Annotated in this window: 15 protein-coding genes; 3 read left to right on the top strand and 12 right to left on the bottom strand. The window is 72.8% G+C overall.

The window, feature by feature from the left end:
• Positions 1-46: 46 nt before the first annotated feature.
• From ACFYXU_RS14230 to ACFYXU_RS14210, 5 genes are read right to left on the bottom strand one after another with little or no spacing between them, the layout of a single operon-like run.
• On the bottom strand, positions 47-1,438 hold the full coding sequence (locus tag ACFYXU_RS14230; protein ID WP_389457799.1) for a nuclear transport factor 2 family protein: 1,392 nt from the start codon (positions 1,436-1,438) through the stop codon (positions 47-49).
• A gap of 8 nt (positions 1,439-1,446) precedes the next feature.
• On the bottom strand, positions 1,447-2,232 hold the full coding sequence (locus tag ACFYXU_RS14225; RefSeq protein ID WP_389406501.1) for an SDR family NAD(P)-dependent oxidoreductase: 786 nt from the start codon (positions 2,230-2,232) through the stop codon (positions 1,447-1,449).
• Positions 2,233-2,239: 7 nt separating this feature from the next.
• A complete protein-coding gene (gene rfbH / locus ACFYXU_RS14220; protein WP_389406500.1) occupies positions 2,240-3,550 on the bottom strand; it encodes a lipopolysaccharide biosynthesis protein RfbH in 1,311 nt (436 codons plus the stop codon).
• A 7-nt stretch (positions 3,551-3,557) separates the two neighbouring features.
• Positions 3,558-4,868, bottom strand: coding sequence for an activator-dependent family glycosyltransferase (locus tag ACFYXU_RS14215; protein ID WP_389457797.1), 1,311 nt, complete (start codon positions 4,866-4,868; stop codon positions 3,558-3,560).
• Positions 4,865-5,968: a hypothetical protein gene (locus tag ACFYXU_RS14210; protein WP_376516925.1), complete on the bottom strand. Its 1,104-nt coding sequence runs from the start codon at positions 5,966-5,968 to the stop codon at positions 4,865-4,867. The genes ACFYXU_RS14215 and ACFYXU_RS14210 overlap by 4 nt, the downstream gene beginning before the upstream one ends.
• A gap of 224 nt (positions 5,969-6,192) precedes the next feature.
• On the opposite strand from ACFYXU_RS14210, the gene ACFYXU_RS14205 reads away from it, so the two are divergent.
• Entirely contained in the window at positions 6,193-7,197 is a 1,005-nt protein-coding gene (locus ACFYXU_RS14205) for a Gfo/Idh/MocA family protein (RefSeq protein ID WP_376516927.1), read from the top strand.
• A 91-nt stretch (positions 7,198-7,288) separates the two neighbouring features.
• Here the strand turns inward: ACFYXU_RS14205 and rdmE are convergent, their stop codons facing one another.
• Genes rdmE through ACFYXU_RS14180 form a run of 5 tightly spaced genes read right to left on the bottom strand, consistent with a single transcriptional unit; the run spans position 7,289 to position 12,222 of the window.
• A complete protein-coding gene (gene rdmE, locus ACFYXU_RS14200) occupies positions 7,289-8,884 on the bottom strand; it encodes an aklavinone 12-hydroxylase RdmE (protein WP_389457794.1) in 1,596 nt (531 codons plus the stop codon).
• Between the two features lie 55 nt (positions 8,885-8,939).
• The gene (locus tag ACFYXU_RS14195; RefSeq protein ID WP_389457792.1) at positions 8,940-9,653 is read right to left on the bottom strand and encodes a class I SAM-dependent methyltransferase; all 714 of its coding nucleotides are present in this window, start codon (positions 9,651-9,653) and stop codon (positions 8,940-8,942) included.
• Positions 9,654-9,691: 38 nt separating this feature from the next.
• A complete protein-coding gene (locus ACFYXU_RS14190) occupies positions 9,692-10,588 on the bottom strand; it encodes an alpha/beta fold hydrolase (protein ID WP_389406496.1) in 897 nt (298 codons plus the stop codon).
• On the bottom strand, positions 10,581-11,729 hold the full coding sequence (locus ACFYXU_RS14185; protein ID WP_389457790.1) for a methyltransferase: 1,149 nt from the start codon (positions 11,727-11,729) through the stop codon (positions 10,581-10,583). The genes ACFYXU_RS14190 and ACFYXU_RS14185 overlap by 8 nt, the downstream gene beginning before the upstream one ends.
• Positions 11,730-11,784: 55 nt before the next feature.
• Positions 11,785-12,222, bottom strand: coding sequence for a SnoaL/DnrD family polyketide biosynthesis methyl ester cyclase (locus ACFYXU_RS14180; RefSeq protein WP_389457788.1), 438 nt, complete (start codon positions 12,220-12,222; stop codon positions 11,785-11,787).
• Positions 12,223-12,414: 192 nt separating this feature from the next.
• On the opposite strand from ACFYXU_RS14180, the gene ACFYXU_RS14175 reads away from it, so the two are divergent.
• Positions 12,415-13,272: a class I SAM-dependent methyltransferase gene (locus ACFYXU_RS14175; protein WP_376517626.1), complete on the top strand. Its 858-nt coding sequence runs from the start codon at positions 12,415-12,417 to the stop codon at positions 13,270-13,272.
• A 62-nt stretch (positions 13,273-13,334) separates the two neighbouring features.
• Here ACFYXU_RS14175 and ACFYXU_RS14170 read toward each other — a convergent pair whose 3' ends face one another.
• Together ACFYXU_RS14170 and ACFYXU_RS14165 are read right to left on the bottom strand one after the other, a co-directional pair.
• Positions 13,335-14,105: an AfsR/SARP family transcriptional regulator gene (locus ACFYXU_RS14170; RefSeq protein ID WP_329849273.1), complete on the bottom strand. Its 771-nt coding sequence runs from the start codon at positions 14,103-14,105 to the stop codon at positions 13,335-13,337.
• Positions 14,106-14,362: 257 nt separating this feature from the next.
• Positions 14,363-14,620 carry an acyl carrier protein gene (locus ACFYXU_RS14165; protein WP_329849272.1) on the bottom strand — a complete coding sequence of 86 codons (258 nt, stop codon included), beginning with the start codon at positions 14,618-14,620 and terminating at the stop codon, positions 14,363-14,365.
• Positions 14,621-14,842: 222 nt separating this feature from the next.
• On the opposite strand from ACFYXU_RS14165, the gene rfbA reads away from it, so the two are divergent.
• Positions 14,843-15,718, top strand: a complete 876-nt coding sequence (gene rfbA, locus ACFYXU_RS14160) for a glucose-1-phosphate thymidylyltransferase RfbA (RefSeq protein WP_376517789.1) — start codon at positions 14,843-14,845, stop codon at positions 15,716-15,718.
• The last annotated feature ends 9 nt before the right edge of the window (positions 15,719-15,727 follow it).

The following is a 15,727-nucleotide window of genomic DNA, read 5'->3' as shown; positions in this document are numbered from 1 at the left end:
GGGGCCGTACCGCCGTGGCGGTACGGCCCCGGGGTGCGTGCGGGGGTCAGGCGCCGTCGTGGTCGACCCGACGGTGCCGGACCGCCCAGCCGCCGGCGGCCGGGACCAGCTCGTCCTCGCAGACGGCGCTCAGGTGCAGGACGGTCGGGCCGCCCGGCCGGGTCACCAGGACCTGCGCGTACGAGCGGGCGCGGACCGCGCCGTCGCCGGCCGGGTCCACGGTGAGCATGGCGAACACGTGCCGGCGCTGCTGCGGGTCCGCGGCGAGCCGCGCCTGGTTGGCGCGGACGGCGGCGGCGATGGCCGTCCGGCCGCGGACCGGCTCCGGGCCGGCGTTCTGGCCGAAGACGGCGTCCTCGGTGAAGGTGGCCGCCCACTCCTCCGCGCGGCCCTCGTCGAGGTGGCGCATCTGCTCGGCGTAGAACCGCTGTACGGAGACGTACACGTCGTGGCCGACGGGTCCGGCCGCGCGCAGGCCGTCCGCGTGGGCCGCCGCGTGGCCGAGGGTGGCCCGGCTGTTGCGGCCGAGGGCCTCGCGGACGAACGTACGGGCGCGGGCGACGTCGGCGTCCGGTCCGAGGACGTCCCGCACCGCGCCGGGGGCGATCCGCACGGTGTGCCGGGAGGTGACGACGCAGCCGTCGCCGTCCTCCTCGAAGATCCACTCGCCGGTGTGGGCGTCCATGAGGGCGGGGGTGTGGATCTGTTTGTAGACGATCCGCTCGGCCGGGAAGCAGATCCGTATGGACGTGGTGGTGTGGGTGGAGCCGTCGGCCGTACGGGTGTCCATCTCCAGGATCTGCTCGCCGGGGACGTCCTCGGTCAGCGAGACCCGGGCGACGTGCGGCAGGCGTTCGGTCCACCGGTCGGCGGCGCGGATGAACTCGTAGGCGTCCTTGGCGGATCCCGCGACGCGCACGGTGTCGTCGAAGGTGAGGACGAGCCCGTCGGCGGCCGTCTCGGCGCCCGCGCGCAGGGCCTGGAGCTCGGAGGCGGTGTTGGTGTCGATGGCGCGGCGGATCCAGGCCACGTTCTCGGGGTCGTCGCCGACCGCGGTGAAGGTGTGGGTGAAGCGCACCCGGCTGCGCCCCTCCCCCAGCGGTTCGATGTGCCAGGTGCCGCCCATGCTCGCCACCGGTGCCTGCGACCGCTCCTGCCGGAAGGTCACCGTGCGTGCGGCGCGGTCGAGTTCGCGGCGGGAGGTCCAGTTCTTGACGGCTCCGTTGGCGGTCGCCCAGATCCGCAGGCGCTCCACCCCGTCCTTCCCGCCGCCGCCCTCCAGGACGTCGACGTGGAGGTTGGGCGGGAAGTGGACCGGCCAGCGGGCGGCGTCGGCGACCAGGTCGTAGACCGCGTCGGCGGGGGCGTCCACCTCGATCTCGTGGACGGTCTCGTGGACGGTGGGCGCGGCGGAGGTCTGCGGGTTCTCGTCGGACATGGCTCTCCTCAGTAGTTGCCGAGGCCGCCGCAGACGTTGATCGCCTGCGCGGTGACGGGAGCGGCCGTGTCGGTCAGCAGGTAGCCGACCATCCCCGCGACCTCGTCGGGGGTGGTGTAGCGGCCGAGCGGGATCTTGGCCTGGAAGCGGCCGAGGACGTCGTCCTCGGTGGTCTCCCAGGCGGCGGCGTATCCCTGGCGGACGCGGACCGCCATCGGCGTCTCGACGTAGCCGGGGCAGACCGCGTTGACCGTGATCCCGGTCTTGGCGAGTTCCAGGCCGAGGGCCTTGGTGAAGCCGACGACGCCGTGCTTGGAGGCGGAGTAGGGGGCGCCGAGGACGACGCCCTGCTTGCCGCCGGTGGAGGCGATGTTGACGATCCGGCCCCAGTCGCCCGCCCGCATCCCGCCGGTGGTGAGCACGGCGCGGGTGAACCGGAAGACGCTGTCGAGGTTGGTGGCCATGACGTCGTCCCACAGCTCGTCGGTGAGCGTGTGGGTCTCGCCGCCGCCGCTGCGGCCGGCGTTGTTGACCAGGATGCCGACCGGTCCGTAGCGCGCCACGGCCGCGCCGACCAGCCGCTCGATCGCGTCCGTGTCCCGCACGTCGCAGGCGGCTCCGTCCGCCTCGTACCCCTCGGCGCGCAGCTCCTTCGCGGTGAGCGCGACGCGGTCGGCGTCCCGGGCGCAGAGGAAGACGCGGTGTCCGTCGGCGGCCAGGTGGCGGGCGACGGCGAGCCCGATCCCGCTGGTGGCACCGGTGACGACGGCGGTCCTGACGGTACGTTCGGTCATGACGTGATCAGCCCTTTCGCGTGCAGAACTCGGTGACGGACCCGATGACGTAATCGATCATCTCGGCGGTGAGTCCCGGGTGGACGCCGATCCAGAAGGTGTCCTCGGTGACGGTGTCGCAGTTGGTCAGCTCGCCGACGATCCGGTAGTCCACGTCCTGGTAGGCGGGGTGGCGGGTGATGTTGCCGCTGAAGAGCCGCCGGGTGCCGATGCGGCGCGACTCCAGGAAGTCGACGAGCTCGCGGCGGGTGAAGGCGGCGTCGGGCAGCACGGTGAGGACGAAGCCGAACCAGCTCGGGTCGCTGTCCGGGGTGGCCCGGGGCAGCAGCAGGCCGGGCACGTCGGCGAGGCCGTCGTGGAGCCGCTGCCAGTTGCGGCGGCGGGCGAGGCCGAAGTCGTCGATCCGGCGCATCTGGCTGAGCGCCAGGGCACCCTGGAGGTCGGTCGCCTTCAGGTTGTACCCGACGTGGGAGAAGATGTACTTGTGGTCGTACCCGGCCGGCAGGGTGCCCAGCTGGTAGTCGAACCGCTTGAGGCAGGTGTTGTCCGTGCCGGGTTCGCACCAGCAGTCCCGGCCCCAGTCCCGCATCGACTCGACGATCCGGGCGAGTTCGAGGCTGGAGGTGAGGACGCAGCCGCCCTCGCCGGCGGTGATGTGGTGGGCGGGGTAGAAGCTGACCGTCGAGAGGTCGCCGAAGGTGCCGGTGAGCCGTCCCCGGTAGGTGGAGCCGACCGCGTCGCAGTTGTCCTCGATGAGGAAGATGCCGTGCCGGGAGGCGAGTTCGGCGACCTCGGCGACGGGGAAGGGGTTGCCGAGCGCGTGGGCGATCATGATGAGCCGGGTGCGCGGGGTGATCGCCGCCTCGATCTGTTCGAGCGAGGCGTTGTACGTGCCCATCTCGATGTCGACGAAGACCGGCTTCAGCCCGTACTGGACGAGCGGGTTGACCGTGGTGGGGAAGCCGGCCCCGACGGTGATGGCCTCGTCGCCGGGGCGCAGCCGCACGTCCTTCAGCTTGGGCGAGGTCAGCGCCGCGACCGCCAGCAGGTTCGCCGACGAGCCGGAGTTGACCATGTGCGCCTTGCGGCGGCGGAAGTAGCGCGCGAACTCGCTCTCGAACTTGCGGGACCGCACGCCGGCGGCGATGCGCAGCTCCAGCGCCGCCTCGACGAGCGCGATGCGGTCCTCCTCGTCGAGGACGGCCCAGGCGGGCAGGATCGGAGTGACCCCGGCTTCAAAGGCGCGGGTCTCCTGCTCCTTGTGGAAGGTGCGTGTCAGGTTCAGGACCTGCGCCTTGGTATCCGATATCTCTGACATCTCCGCCTCAGCTGTGGTGGGCGACACGGGGGTCGCGGGACAGCGGTCCGGCGTCGGCGCCGGCGCGGTGCTCGGCGACCAGCCGCTCGATGACCGGGACGATCTCGTTGGGGCTGGGCACGGCGCGCAGCTCCTCCTGGAGCCGGCGGGCGCCCTCGGCGTACGACGGCTCGGTGAGGAGCCGGCCGACCTGGGTGCGGACCGCTTCCGGGAGCAGTTCGGCGCTGGGCAGGCAGATGCCCGCGCCGATCTCCTCCAGTCCGCGGCCCATGACCTCCGTGTCCCAGCCGAAGGCGAGGATGAGCTGCGGGACGGCGTGCAGTTCCGCGGTCGCCTTGGTGCCGACGCCGCCGTGGTGGACGACGGCGGCGCAGGTGGGCATCAGGTCGTTGAGCGGGACGAAGTCGACGAGCCGGACGTTGTCCGGGAGGTCGGCGGCCGCGAGGGTCTCCGCGTCGACGGTGGCGACGATCTCGGCGTCGAGCTCGGCGAGGCCGCCGAGGAGTTTGAGCATGTCGACGCCGGTGTCGGCAGCGGAGGAGCCGAGCGTCACGCACACGCGGGGGCGCTCCGGGGCGGTGCGCAGCCAGTCGGGGACGACGGCGGGGCCGTTGTAGGCGACGTGCCGGACCTGGACGGTCGGCAGCCCGAGGTCGAGCTGGGTGCTGGGCGGGGTGGTGTTGACGGTCCACTCGCCGGTGACCATGGTCTCGGTGTAGCCGTGCGGGGAGCCGATGCGGGCGAGGGTCCGCTCCAGCCATTCGGCGGTGGGGTCCTCGCGGTGCTCGGGTTCCTGCTCGGCGGCGAGGCGCAGGAACTCCTGCCGGGCGCGGACGCTGATGTCCGGGCCCGAGACGAGCCGGCAGTGGGCGGCGCCGGTGGCGCGGGCGGCGAGGGCGCCGGCGAGGGTGAAGGTCTCCCAGACGACGAGGTCGGGCTGCCAGGAGCGGGCGAAGGCGACGAGCGAGTCGACCATGACGTCGTTGTTGAGGGCGCCGTACAGGGTCGGCACCATGACGTTCTCCAGGGCGAGGAGCTGCTCCCAGGTCCAGGGGCGGTCGCCGCGGGCGGCGAAGTCGAAGCCCTGGACGTGCGCGGACGCCTCGTCGTGGAGGGCGCCGAGGAGGCCCATGTCCTCGACCGCGCCCAGGGACCACTCGACCGGGACGGCGGTGAGTCCCGTACCGGTGATGACGTCGGTCAGTTCGGGCTGGCTGGCGACCCGGACCTCGTGGCCCGCGGTGCGCAGGGCCCAGGCGAGCGGCACCAGGGGGTAGTAGTGGGTGTGGTGGGCCAGGGACGTGAACAGGACCTTCATCGGGTCTCCTCCTCGCCGAGCAGCGCGGGCAGCCGGACCAGGCGGCGGGTGACGGGGGCGCGGCGCGCGCGGACGGGCGCGCCGTCGGGCCGGAGGTGCGGGAAGCGTGCGGCGAGCAGCCGGAGCGCCTCCGCGGCGACGGCTCGGGCGCCCGGGAGCAGCAGCCGCGCGTAGGGGGCGGGCGCCGCCGGACCGGGGCCGGGCACGAGGGTGACGTGGTCGCCCGCCCCGATGCGGACGCCGGCCGCCTCCAGGGGGGCGAGGGCGGTCAGCGGGTGGAGGTGCCAGGGGCCCTGCGGGGGCACGGCGGCGCGGACGGCCGAGGCGGCGTGCGCGGGGTCGGTGCGCAGCCGGGTCCACTCCCCGGGCCGGTCGAGGAGGCCCAGCAGCGTCTCGCCGAGGAGGTCGGTGGCGGCGCGCGTGCCCGCGACGGCGAGGACGAGTCGGGCCTCGGCGTCGTCCGTCGGGGCGAGGAGGCCACGCAGGGTGCGGACTCCGGCGGCGGCCCGTCCGGTGACGGCGAGGGTCTGCGGACAGAGCAGGGCGTCGACGCAGGGCGCGGTGTCCGTGACGGCGGCGGCGAACGCGGCCTGCCGGTCGTCCTCCACGCCGAGGAGCGCGGCGTAGCCGGCGGCGGCGAGCGGGGCCGCGACGGTGCCGATCAGGTCGGCGGGGCCGGGCGCGATGCCGGCCGCCGTCGCGGTGACCAGCCGCCGCAGCGGTGCGGCGGCGGCGCGGAGGGCGCCCCGACCGCCCCGGTGGGCGAGGTCGCGGGCCGCGGTGGTCCGCTGCCGGTCCGGTGCGGGCAGCCACGGTTCGGGCTGGGGGACGGCCGCCGCGACCACGAGGTCGGGGCGGCCGAGCAGGGCGGGCAGGGCCGCCGGGCCGGCGACCCAGTGTCCGAGCCTGCTGCGCCACAGCGGTCCGCGCTCCGCGAGGGCCGCGTGGAAGGGTGCGGGGTCCTCGTCGAAGCCGCGCACCAGGCCGGCGTACGGGTCTCCGTCGCCGGGGACGAACGGTTCGCCGTTCACCGAGTAGAGCCACTGGGCCGCGTGTACGAGCTGTAGGTCGCGCCCCAGCGCACTGGTCGCCACTGTCACCGAGCCACCTCCGTCATCCGATTACCCGGCAACGTACGGGCCCGGATTAGAAGAACGCTCGAAGGCGGACCTGGGTCGTCACGGGCCCGTTCCGGGGTGGTTCCGGGGTCCAGTGGTCCTCAAGCGGCGTTGGATCGTCCGGAAATACGGTGGGGGCGCCAAGGGACTCCCGCGAGGTGATGAGGATCGCTATGCCAGAGCACCGTCAGCAACGGGCGCTCAGAATGGGCGTGATCGGGACCGCGAACATCGCGATCCGCCGGATCATGCCCGTTCTCGCCGCGCACGACCGGGTCGACCTCGTGGCGGTGGCCAGCCGGGACGAGGCCAGGGCCGCGCAGGTCGGGGCCGTCTTCGGCTGCGAGGGTGTCGGGGGGTACGAGGCGCTGCTGGAGCGGGAGGACCTGGACGCCGTCTACATCCCGCTGCCGCCCGGCATGCACCACGCATGGGCGATGCGGGCGCTGCGGGCGGGGAAGCACGTGCTGGTCGAGAAGCCGATGTCGGACTCGTACGAGAAGACGCTGGAGCTGCTGACGACGGCGTCCCGGCTCGGGCTGGTGCTCGCCGAGAACTTCATGTTCCTGCACCACTCGCAGCATGCCGCGGTGCGGGCGATGCGGGACGACGCGGTGGGCGGACTGCGCCAGTTCTCGGGGACGTTCGCGGTGCCGCCGCTGGCACCGGAGTCCTTCCGCTACCGGCCGGAGCTGGGCGGCGGGGCGCTGCTGGACGTGGGGGTGTATCCGCTGCGGGCGGCCCAGCTGCACCTGACCGGGGAGCTGGAGGTGCTCGGCGCGTTCCTGCGGGTCGACGGGGCGACCGGGGTGGACGTGGCCGGGAGCGTGCTGCTCTGCGACGAGCGCGGGGTGACGGCGCAGCTGGACTTCGGCTTCGAGCACGCCTACCGGTCGATGTACGCCCTCTGGGGGGACCGGGGGCGGGTCAGTGTGCGGCGGGCGTTCACGCCGCCGGAGCAGCTGCGGCCGGTGGTGCGGATCGAGCAGCAGGACGTGGTGACGGAGCGGGCGCTGCCGGAGGACAACCAGGTCTTCAACGCCATGGACGCGTTCGTGCGGGCGGCGCTGGGCGAGGCCCGGCCGGCCGGCGAGGAGACGGCGACGCTGCGGCAGGCGCTGCTCGTGGAGCGGGTGCGCCAGGTCGCGCGGACGGTCGGCGTGCCGGCGTCCGCGTCCCGGCTGCTGGTCGGGGGGCCCGGCGCGCGCTGAGGCCGGCGGACCGGCGGGTGTGACGGCGCGCCGGTCCCGTCCCCGCGGCGGCCCGGGGCGGTGGAATCCGCCCCGGGCCGCCGCTTCGTCGTCACCGGTCGAGGATCCGCCGCAGGACGTCGCCGAGGACGGCGGCGGTGTCGGTGGGCGCCTCGTCGGCGCGCCAGGCCACGATGCCGTCGGGGCGGACGAGGCTGGCGCCGGACTTGCCGATGCCGTACGCCCCGGGCACCCGGTCGTCCGGGTCGGCGAGGTCGGCACCGATCCGGAGCACCGTGACCGGGACGGACAGTTCGGTGGCGAGCCGGGCGGCCGCGGGGGCCCACGTGTCCCCGGACTCGCCGGCGATCAGGGTCCAGCCGTCGCCGAAGAGTTCGACGGTGGAGACGGGTGCGCCGTCCCGGAGGACCGGGACGTGCGGGCCGCGGAACCCGGGGCGGCCGGTCGGCTCCAGCGGGTTCTCCACCCGGGCCGGGTCGTCGTCCGGGGCGAGCACGGCCGTGGAGCGGTACCGGAAGCCGAGGAGCGTCTCGGCGTATCCCACGGAGCGTTCCCACACGTCGGCCATGTGCGGGGCCATCCGCTCGGCGTAGATGGCCAGCGCCTCGGCGACGACGAGCTCGGCGGCGGTGCGGCGTTCCGGTTCGTACGTGTCGAGGAGGCCGGGTCCCGCCTGGCCCTTCAGGACGGCGCCGAGCTTCCAGGCGAGGTCGAAGCCGTCGGCGACGGCCGCGTTGCCGCTCATGCCTCCGGTCGGCGGGGTGACCTTGGCGGCGTCGCCGACGAGGAAGACCCGCCCGTCGCGCCACCGTTCGGCGATCCGGGCGGCCATCTCCCAGCCCTGGATGTCGATGATCTCCGGTTGCAGGCCGGGTTCCTCCAGGGCGAGCCGGATGAGCTCGGTGCACCGCGCGGGGGTGAAGTCGTCGGGGCTCTCCCCCTTCTCCGGGTCGTACTCGACGAAGAGGGTGAAGCGGTCGGGGCGGTCGGTGGGGCCGAAGGTGCCGGTGAACTCGGGGTGGTGGAGGTAGTACCAGCCGGTGGAGCCCGCCTCCAGCAGGCCCGTCAGGTCCGCGTCGAAGATGACGCCGGTCATCAGGGCGAGGGTGCCGTGTCCGTACCGTCCGATGCCCAGGGACTCGCGGACGGCGCTGCGGTTGCCGTCGGCCGCGACGAGGTGGCGGGCCCGCAGGTCGTATCCGCCGTCGGGGCCCTCCAGGGTGGCCGTGACGCCGTCCTCGTCCTGCCGGAAGGAGGCCAGCCGGGTGCCGAAGCGGACGGCGCCGCCGTGGCGTTCGGCCTGGGCGAGGAGGATCGGCTCCAGTTTGTCCTGGGAAAGCATGGCCCAGCCCGCCGGGGTGCAGGGGGCGGTGGCGGCGACCATGTCGTCGAAGCTCTCGGACACGGTGCGGAGGGGTTCGCCGCGGACCGTGCGGCCGATCCGGATGACGAAGTCGCCCTGGTCGCCGCGGATGTCGTCGGCCCGGACGACCTCGTCGGCGACGCCGCCGATCCGGAGCAGTTCCATGGTCCGCGGGTTCTGGCCGGCGGCGCGCGGGTAGGGCGAGAGCCCCGGCCTGCGCTCCACCACGAGAACCCGGAGGCCCTGCCGGGCCAGGAACATCGCGGTGGACAGGCCGCCGAGACCCGCACCCACCACCAGGACGTCGACCTCGTGGTCGTTCATGTCGCTCCTCTCGTGTCGTTCGCTGCTCGGGTGCGGGCGGCGCCCGCGTCCCCGGTCATGTCAGGACGCCGACGAACAGGCCCCGCCCGGAGGGCTGTCCCGGCAGGTACTCGACCTGGAACCCGGCGGCGCGGAAGGCGTCCTCGTACTCCTCGCGGCTGAACAGGGAGATGTCGTGGCGGTCGACGAAGTGGTGTGCTCCGGCGCCCGGTTCGGCGACGACGACGTGGACGTCCATGTGCGAGACGCGGCCCCGGCGGGCGGAGTGCGAGACGCGGGAGACGGTCACGCCGTCGACGGTGACCACGTCGGCGGAGACATGGCCGTCGAGGAACGTCTCGTCGAACCACCAGGGGTCGACGACGGCCACCCCGCCGGGCTCCAGGTGCAGGGCGAACATGACGAGCGCGCGCCGCAGTTCGGTGGTGGACTCCATGTATCCGATGGAGCCGAACATGCAGGTGACCACCGAGAAGCGGGCGTCGAGCCGGAAGTCGCGCATGTCGCCCGGGTGGACGGGCGTGCCGGGCAGCGCCGCCCGGGCGGCGGCCGCCATCGGCTCGGACAGCTCCAGTCCCTCGACGTGGTCGAAGAGTTCGGCGAAGTGGCACAGATGGCCGCCGGTGCCGCAGGCGACGTCGAGGAGCCGGGAGGCGTCGGGACGGTGCCGGCGGGCGGCGGCGGCCACGGCCTCCGCCTCGATGCGGTAGTCCTTGCCGCGTTCCTTGTGGACCAGGTCGTAGACCTGGGCCAGGTCTCGTCCGTACATGGTGTGTCCGGCTCCCGTCGGCTCCGGCTCCCGCCCGGTCACCGGGGGCCGAGGGCGTGCGCGAGGAGGGCTCCGGCCAGCGGCTCGTGGACGGAGGACGGCAGGGCGTGACCCATCCCGGGGATCTCGACGAGCCGGGCGGAGGGGATGAGGCCGGCGAGGTGCTTGCCGTGCGGCGGCGGGGCGATGGGATCCCGCTCGGCCTGGATGACCAGGGTGGGCACGGTGACCCGGGCCAGTTCGGCGGCGCGGGCGAGCGGCGGCAGGGTGAGCTGGTAGTGCGCGTACGGCTCGGCGAGGGCGCCCCCGGCGTGGTCGACGGCCCGCTCCTCCCACAGGGCGTACTCGGCGTCGTCGAAGGCGACGGCGTCGCCGTTGAGGACGCGCCACTTGCGGACCCGCTTGTCGATCTCCTCGGCCCGGCCCTCGGCGGGCTGGGACATCAGCGCCAGGGCCTCCAGGAACGGCGGCTGCGGTCCGGGCAGTCCGTCGGCGGTGGGCTCGCCGCGCATGACGCGCTCGATGTTGTCGTCGAAGTCGATGTCGAGGCCGCCGCCGAGCATCAGGGCGAGGCTGAGCAGCCGGTCGTGATGGTCGAGGGCGATCACCTGGCAGATCGTGGCGCCCATCGAGAGCCCCAGGACGTGCGCGCGGTCCACCCCCCAGCCGTCGAGCACGGCGATCGCGTCGGCGGCCATCTCGTCGAAGCCGTAGGGGTGTTCGGCGAAGTCGCGGGTGGTGGAGCGGCCGGTGTCCCGGTGGTCGTAGCGGATCACGTGGAGCCCGCCGTCGGCGAGCCGCCGGGCGAACTCGTCGGGCCAGCCGTACGCGGACAGGTTGCCGCCCATGACCAGGAGCAGCGCGGGGTCGGCGGGGTCCCCGAAGTCGTCGCTCCACAGGTCGACGTCGCCGCTCGGGACGAGGCGTTCAGGCATGGTGGTGCTCCTCCTTGGCTGAGGGGCCCGGCCCGGGGGCGCGGACGAACTCCAGGATCGAGAAGTCGAAGGGCAGGGTGCTCGAACCGCTGCCGCCCTCGGCGGTGAGGGCGAGCCCGGCGTCTGCGGCGAGCCGGACCACCTCGTCGCGGGTCCTGACGCGGCCGCCCATGAAGACGAGCATCCGCAGGTCGAGCAGGGTCGAGAAGAAGCGGTCGGAGCCGTCGCCGGCGCGGTCGGCGCGGTCGAGGACGACGACCCGGCCGCCCGGCTCCAGGGCTTCGACACAGCGCCGGAGCACCGCGAGCACGTCCTCGTCCGACCAGTTGAGGAGGACGAAGGAGAGCAGGACGGTGTCGGCGCCGCCGGGCAGCGGGTCGAAGAAGCTGCCGTCGACGACGGCGAGCCGGTCGTCGAGTCCGGCCCCGGCGAAGCGGCGGCGGGCCCGCGCGGCGGGTCCGGGCAGTTCGACGAGGGTGCCGCGGAGCTTCGGCGCGGTCCGGGCGGCGGCGGCGAGCAGGGCGCCGTCACCGCCGCCGACGTCGAGGACGTGCCGGGTGCCGGTCCAGTCGAGGGCGGCGACCGGGGCCTCGTAGGCGAGGTCCTCGTCGCAGGACATCAGGGCGTCGAAGGAGTCGGCCAGCTCCGGCTCGGCGGAGAGGTCCTCCCAGAAGGGGCGTCCGAACCGGTCCTGGTAGGCGGGCCGGCCGGTGCGGATCGCGTCGAGGAGCCCGGCGAAGGCGAGATCGGCGCGGGCGATGGCTCCGCGCAGGTCGAGCCAGGCGCGCTGTTGGGCCGGATGGTCGTCGGCGAGCAGAAGCCCGAGACGGGTGGGGCGCAGCGTGCCGCCGTCACCCTCGCCGTCGCCGTCGCCGTCGCCGTCACCCTCGCCGTAGCCCTCTCCCGCCAGGACGCCGGTGACGATGAGGTGGCGGACCAGGCGGGCGAGGGTGGGAGCGTGGGTGCCGGTCCGGGCGGCCAGCTCGCCGACGGTGGTGGCGCCGTCGCGGAGGTGGTCGACGAGCCGGAGGGTGGCCGCGACCCGGACGGCCATGGGGGTGACCAGATTCCCGAGCTGCTTGAGCAGGATGTCCAGGTCCTGGTCGGTGGGGTCCTGGTCGGTGGAGAGTGTGGTGCTCACCGTGTTCCTTCCCTGGGTGCCGAGGATGCGCGGGGCGCGCGGAGGGTGGGCGGGGTCAGTGCCGCCAGCCCTCCTCGGTCGGCCAGGGCTCGCCGAGCTGGCGGTAGGTGCCGAGGTAGTCGGGCCAGTCGCGGTGGTCGCGGATCTTGTCGTCGACGATCCGGATGAGGTGGATCTGCTCGCCGGAGAAGCGGCGGCCGGTGGCCGGCATCCCGACGAGTTCGCCGACCTGGCGGCCGTAGAGGGCGAGCTTGGCGCGGACCCAACTGCCGTTCTCCTCGTAGGAGATCTCCTCCAGGTGCGCCTCGTCGGAGAAGGTGAGCTTGAGCCACTTGACCGCGAGGCCGAAGGCCTCGGGGCCGCGGACCGTGGGCATGTGCTCCAGGGCCCCCGGATTCAGGTAGTCGGGGTGAATGAATTCAGCCACGTCGTCGACGTCACCGGTGTTGTACGCGTTCACCATGCGACGCACGATGTCGATGTGATCGGCCACGGCGGGACCTCCTCGTCGGGAAAAGGGGCGGTGGCCCCATCCTGACTTCCCGGAGCGCCCGCAACAATCCGATCCCGGCTCCGTCGACCGAAAGGAAAGCGGAATTCGAGCGGGCGACGAGTGCGGATCGACCCCCGTTCCAGAAACAGCGGAGAAAGTGGTCGCGTCGGCTACCTCATCCGGAGAGGAACCATGGACGAGACGAAGTACAAGTCAACGGTGACCGAGGCATTCAACGAGGCCGCCGCCACCTACGACCAGATGGGAGTCGAATTCTTCACTCCCATGGGACGGCGGCTCGTGGAGCGGACCGCCCCGCGCCCGGGCGAGCGGATCCTCGACGTCGGCTGCGGCCGCGGCGCGGTGCTGTTCGAGGCGGCCGACCGGGTGGGCCCCTCGGGCCACGTACTGGGCATCGACATCGCGCCCGCGATGGTGGAGGCGGCCCGTGAGCGGGCGGTGGCCCTGGGGACCCGGCACGTCGAGGTGCGGGTCATGGACGGGGAGCACCCCGATCTCCCGCCGGCCTCGTTCGACGCGGTGACGGGCAGCTACAGCGTGATCTTCCTGCCGGACGCGCCGAAGGCGCTGGGGCGGTACGCGGCGCTGCTGCGCCCGGGCGGCCGGATCGCCTTCACCAGTCCGGTCTTCACCGACGACACCTTCCCGTTCCTGCCGCCGGTCTTCACCGAGCTGATCCCGGAGCGGCTGCTGCGCAACCTGCCGGCGGAGTGGCAGCCGGAGGCCCTGAGGCGCCGGTTCAACAGCTGGCTCGGGGACCGGGACGAGCTGACCCGGACGATGATCCGGGCCGGTTTCGAGGAGATCGAGGTCGTGGACGAGCATGTGCGGCTGGTGGCCGCGGACGGCACGACGTGGGTGGACTGGTCGCACACCCAGGGCATGCGGCTGCTGTGGCAGCACCTTCCGGCCTACGAGAGCGCGCAGTTGCGGAAGCGGCTGATCACGGAGCTGGACCGGCTGAGGGGGGACGGTCCGCTGCACCTGCCGACCCCGGTGCGGTTCGTGCTGGCGTCCGTGGCGGGCTGATCCTCTCCTCGTGCGCGAGCCCCGGGAGCCCGGTCCGCGTGCGGACCGGGCTCCCGGGGATCTCAGTAGACACGCGAGGCGCCCGCGGAGGACATGCGGACGATGTCGCCGGTGGGGCGGCGCAGGCCGCCCTGGGCGTCGATCGGTTCGGCGTTGAGGATGGAGCGGTGCAGTTCCTGTGCGGCGAGCCCGGGCTCCAGGCCGAGGTGGTTGACGAGGTTGACCCGGAGGCGCTGGAACACCTCCAGGGCCTGGGCACGCCGCCCGTTGAGGTAGAGGGCGCGCATGTACTGGGCGTGGAGGCCTTCGTGGTACGGGTTGTCCGCGGTGAGCGCGGCCAGCTCGGTGAGCACCTCGCGGTACATGCCCAGCCTCAGCTGTGTGTCGACGAGGTACTCGAGGACGACGAGCCGTGACTCCTCGAACTGCTGGCGGCGCCCTTCGACGATGCGGCCGGCGGTGACGTCGACGAGCGCCGGGCCCCGCCAGACCTGGAGGGCGCTGGTGAGGGTGGCGAGGGCGGTGACGTCGTCGCCGGAGGACAGGGCCCGGCGTCCGTCCGCGACGAGCTCGTGGAAGCGGTGCACGTCCAGGTCGTCACGGCCGGAGCGGAAGAGGTACCCGCCGGAGCGGGTCACGAGGATCTCGGAGGCCACCTGCCGGGTGGTCAGTCCGGCAGCGGTGGCGAGCAGCTTGCGGAGGTTGAGGATGTACGTCTGCAGCGTGGTGAGGCAGCTGACGGGCGGATCCTCGTCCCAGAGCTCCCGGATCAGCGACGACACCGGCACGACCTGGTCGGCGTGCACGAGGAGCGTCGCCAGAACACTTCTCATCTTGGGCGCGCTCGGCGTGTGCGAGTCCTCACCCACCTGTACGGACAGCGGCCCTAAGACACCTAGCTTCACGACGGTATTCCCCCATGAGGTCAGCTTGGGACAGTGCTTACCATTCCTTTAACGTGACGTCACCCCGCGAACGTTCCCCGGGAGCCCACGGGGGTGGGCCTCCGGAACGGTTCCGCGATGTCGCACCTCACGTCAAGACCGGCCGAGGGTCGGGGACGGCCGGCCACGGTGGGGCCACCCGGCCGTCAGGCCACGGCGAGCAGCCGGTTGACGGTCGCCAGGAAGGCGGCCGGGGTGCGCACGTCCGCGAGCTCGTCCTCGGGGATGTCCACCCGGTACTCCTGGGAGACGCGGGCGGTGGTCTCCAGGAGGGCCAGGGAGTCGTACCCCAGCTCCGTGAACTCCACGTCGACGGCGTCCTCCGCCCCTGCCACGCCCTCCTCCTCCCCCGCGCACTCGCGCAGGATGCCGAAGAGCCGCTCGACGGTCAGTTCCTTCGCCATCGTCCTACCTTCCCTCACGATCGATTTCGGAATGAGCCGCGGTCACGCATAGCACCCTATGCAGGAGCGGATGCGGCATGCTCGAGAACCGATCGAGGACGCCGGACAGAAGCCTCCGAATCGCCCCCGACCTCGTACGGCGGTCGACTCTCCTCCGTCCTTCATTGTTTGTCGGAACTCGGCCGCCTAGGGTCGTCGAAAGATCCCGGAACAGGAGGAGTCGTGAAAGGAATTGTCCTTGCGGGCGGCTATGGAAGCCGTCTGCATCCCATCACTCTCGCCGTTTCGAAACAATTACTGCCGGTGAATGACAAACCTCTGATCTACTATCCGCTCTCCGCACTCATGCTCGCCGACATCCGCGACATCCTGATCATCGCGCTGCCCGACGACATTCCTCAGCTCCAGCGGCTGCTCGGCGACGGAAGCCAGCTGGGGTTGTCCCTGTCCTATGCGGAACAGCCGGTCCCCGAGGGGCTGGCGCAGGCGTTCCTCATCGGCTCCGACCACATCGGGGACGACGACGTCGCCCTCGTCCTCGGCGACAACATCTTCCACGGGAACGGCTTCTACGACCTGCTCGCGACCCACCGGCGGAGCCTCGACGGCTGCGTCCTGTTCGGCTACCCGGTGACCGACCCGGAGCGGTACGGCGTGGGCGAGGTCGACGAGAACGGGCGGCTGGTCTCGCTGGCCGAGAAACCGGAGAAGCCCCGCTCCAACCTGGCCATCACCGGCCTCTACCTGTACAGCAACGACGTCGTGGAGATCGCCCGGCAGATCCGTCCCTCGCCGCGCGGCGAACTGGAGATCACCGACGTCAACCGGGTCTACCTGAACGCCGGGCGCGCCGAACTCGTGCCCTTCGGACGGGGATTCGCCTGGCTCGACGCCGGCACGCCGGAGTCGCTGCTCCAGGCCGGACAGTACGTGCAGACGATGGAGGACCGGCAGGGCGTGCGCATCGCCTGCCTGGAGGAGATCGCGCTGCGGATGGGCTTCATCGACGCGGAGGCCTGCCACCGGCTGGGCGTCAGGCTCTCCCGTTCCGGATACGGCTCCTATGTGATGGCCGTGGCCGAGGAGATGCGGGCCTGAGCCCGGACG

This window comes from Streptomyces sp. NPDC002232, from assembly GCF_042890295.1.
Classification (GTDB): Bacteria; Actinomycetota; Actinomycetes; order Streptomycetales; family Streptomycetaceae; genus Streptomyces.
Note: the sequence above shows the minus strand (reverse complement) of the source record. Positions and strands in the feature narration are given on the sequence as shown.

What these genes read in the sequence shown, in the direction of transcription:
- ACFYXU_RS14205 (WP_376516927.1), top strand. Translation starts at nt 6,193, where the DNA reads ATGGGCGTGATCGGGACCGCGAACATCGCGATCCGCCGGATCATGCCC.
- rdmE (WP_389457794.1), bottom strand. Translation starts at nt 8,884, where the DNA reads ATGAACGACCACGAGGTCGACGTCCTGGTGGTGGGTGCGGGTCTCGGC.
- ACFYXU_RS14165 (WP_329849272.1), bottom strand. Translation starts at nt 14,620, where the DNA reads ATGGCGAAGGAACTGACCGTCGAGCGGCTCTTCGGCATCCTGCGCGAG.
- ACFYXU_RS14170 (WP_329849273.1), bottom strand. Translation starts at nt 14,105, where the DNA reads ATGAGAAGTGTTCTGGCGACGCTCCTCGTGCACGCCGACCAGGTCGTG.
- ACFYXU_RS14215 (WP_389457797.1), bottom strand. Translation starts at nt 4,868, where the DNA reads ATGAAGGTCCTGTTCACGTCCCTGGCCCACCACACCCACTACTACCCC.
- ACFYXU_RS14175 (WP_376517626.1), top strand. Translation starts at nt 12,415, where the DNA reads ATGGACGAGACGAAGTACAAGTCAACGGTGACCGAGGCATTCAACGAG.
- ACFYXU_RS14230 (WP_389457799.1), bottom strand. Translation starts at nt 1,438, where the DNA reads ATGTCCGACGAGAACCCGCAGACCTCCGCCGCGCCCACCGTCCACGAG.
- rfbH (WP_389406500.1), bottom strand. Translation starts at nt 3,550, where the DNA reads ATGTCAGAGATATCGGATACCAAGGCGCAGGTCCTGAACCTGACACGC.
- ACFYXU_RS14195 (WP_389457792.1), bottom strand. Translation starts at nt 9,653, where the DNA reads ATGTACGGACGAGACCTGGCCCAGGTCTACGACCTGGTCCACAAGGAA.
- ACFYXU_RS14225 (WP_389406501.1), bottom strand. Translation starts at nt 2,232, where the DNA reads ATGACCGAACGTACCGTCAGGACCGCCGTCGTCACCGGTGCCACCAGC.
- ACFYXU_RS14190 (WP_389406496.1), bottom strand. Translation starts at nt 10,588, where the DNA reads ATGCCTGAACGCCTCGTCCCGAGCGGCGACGTCGACCTGTGGAGCGAC.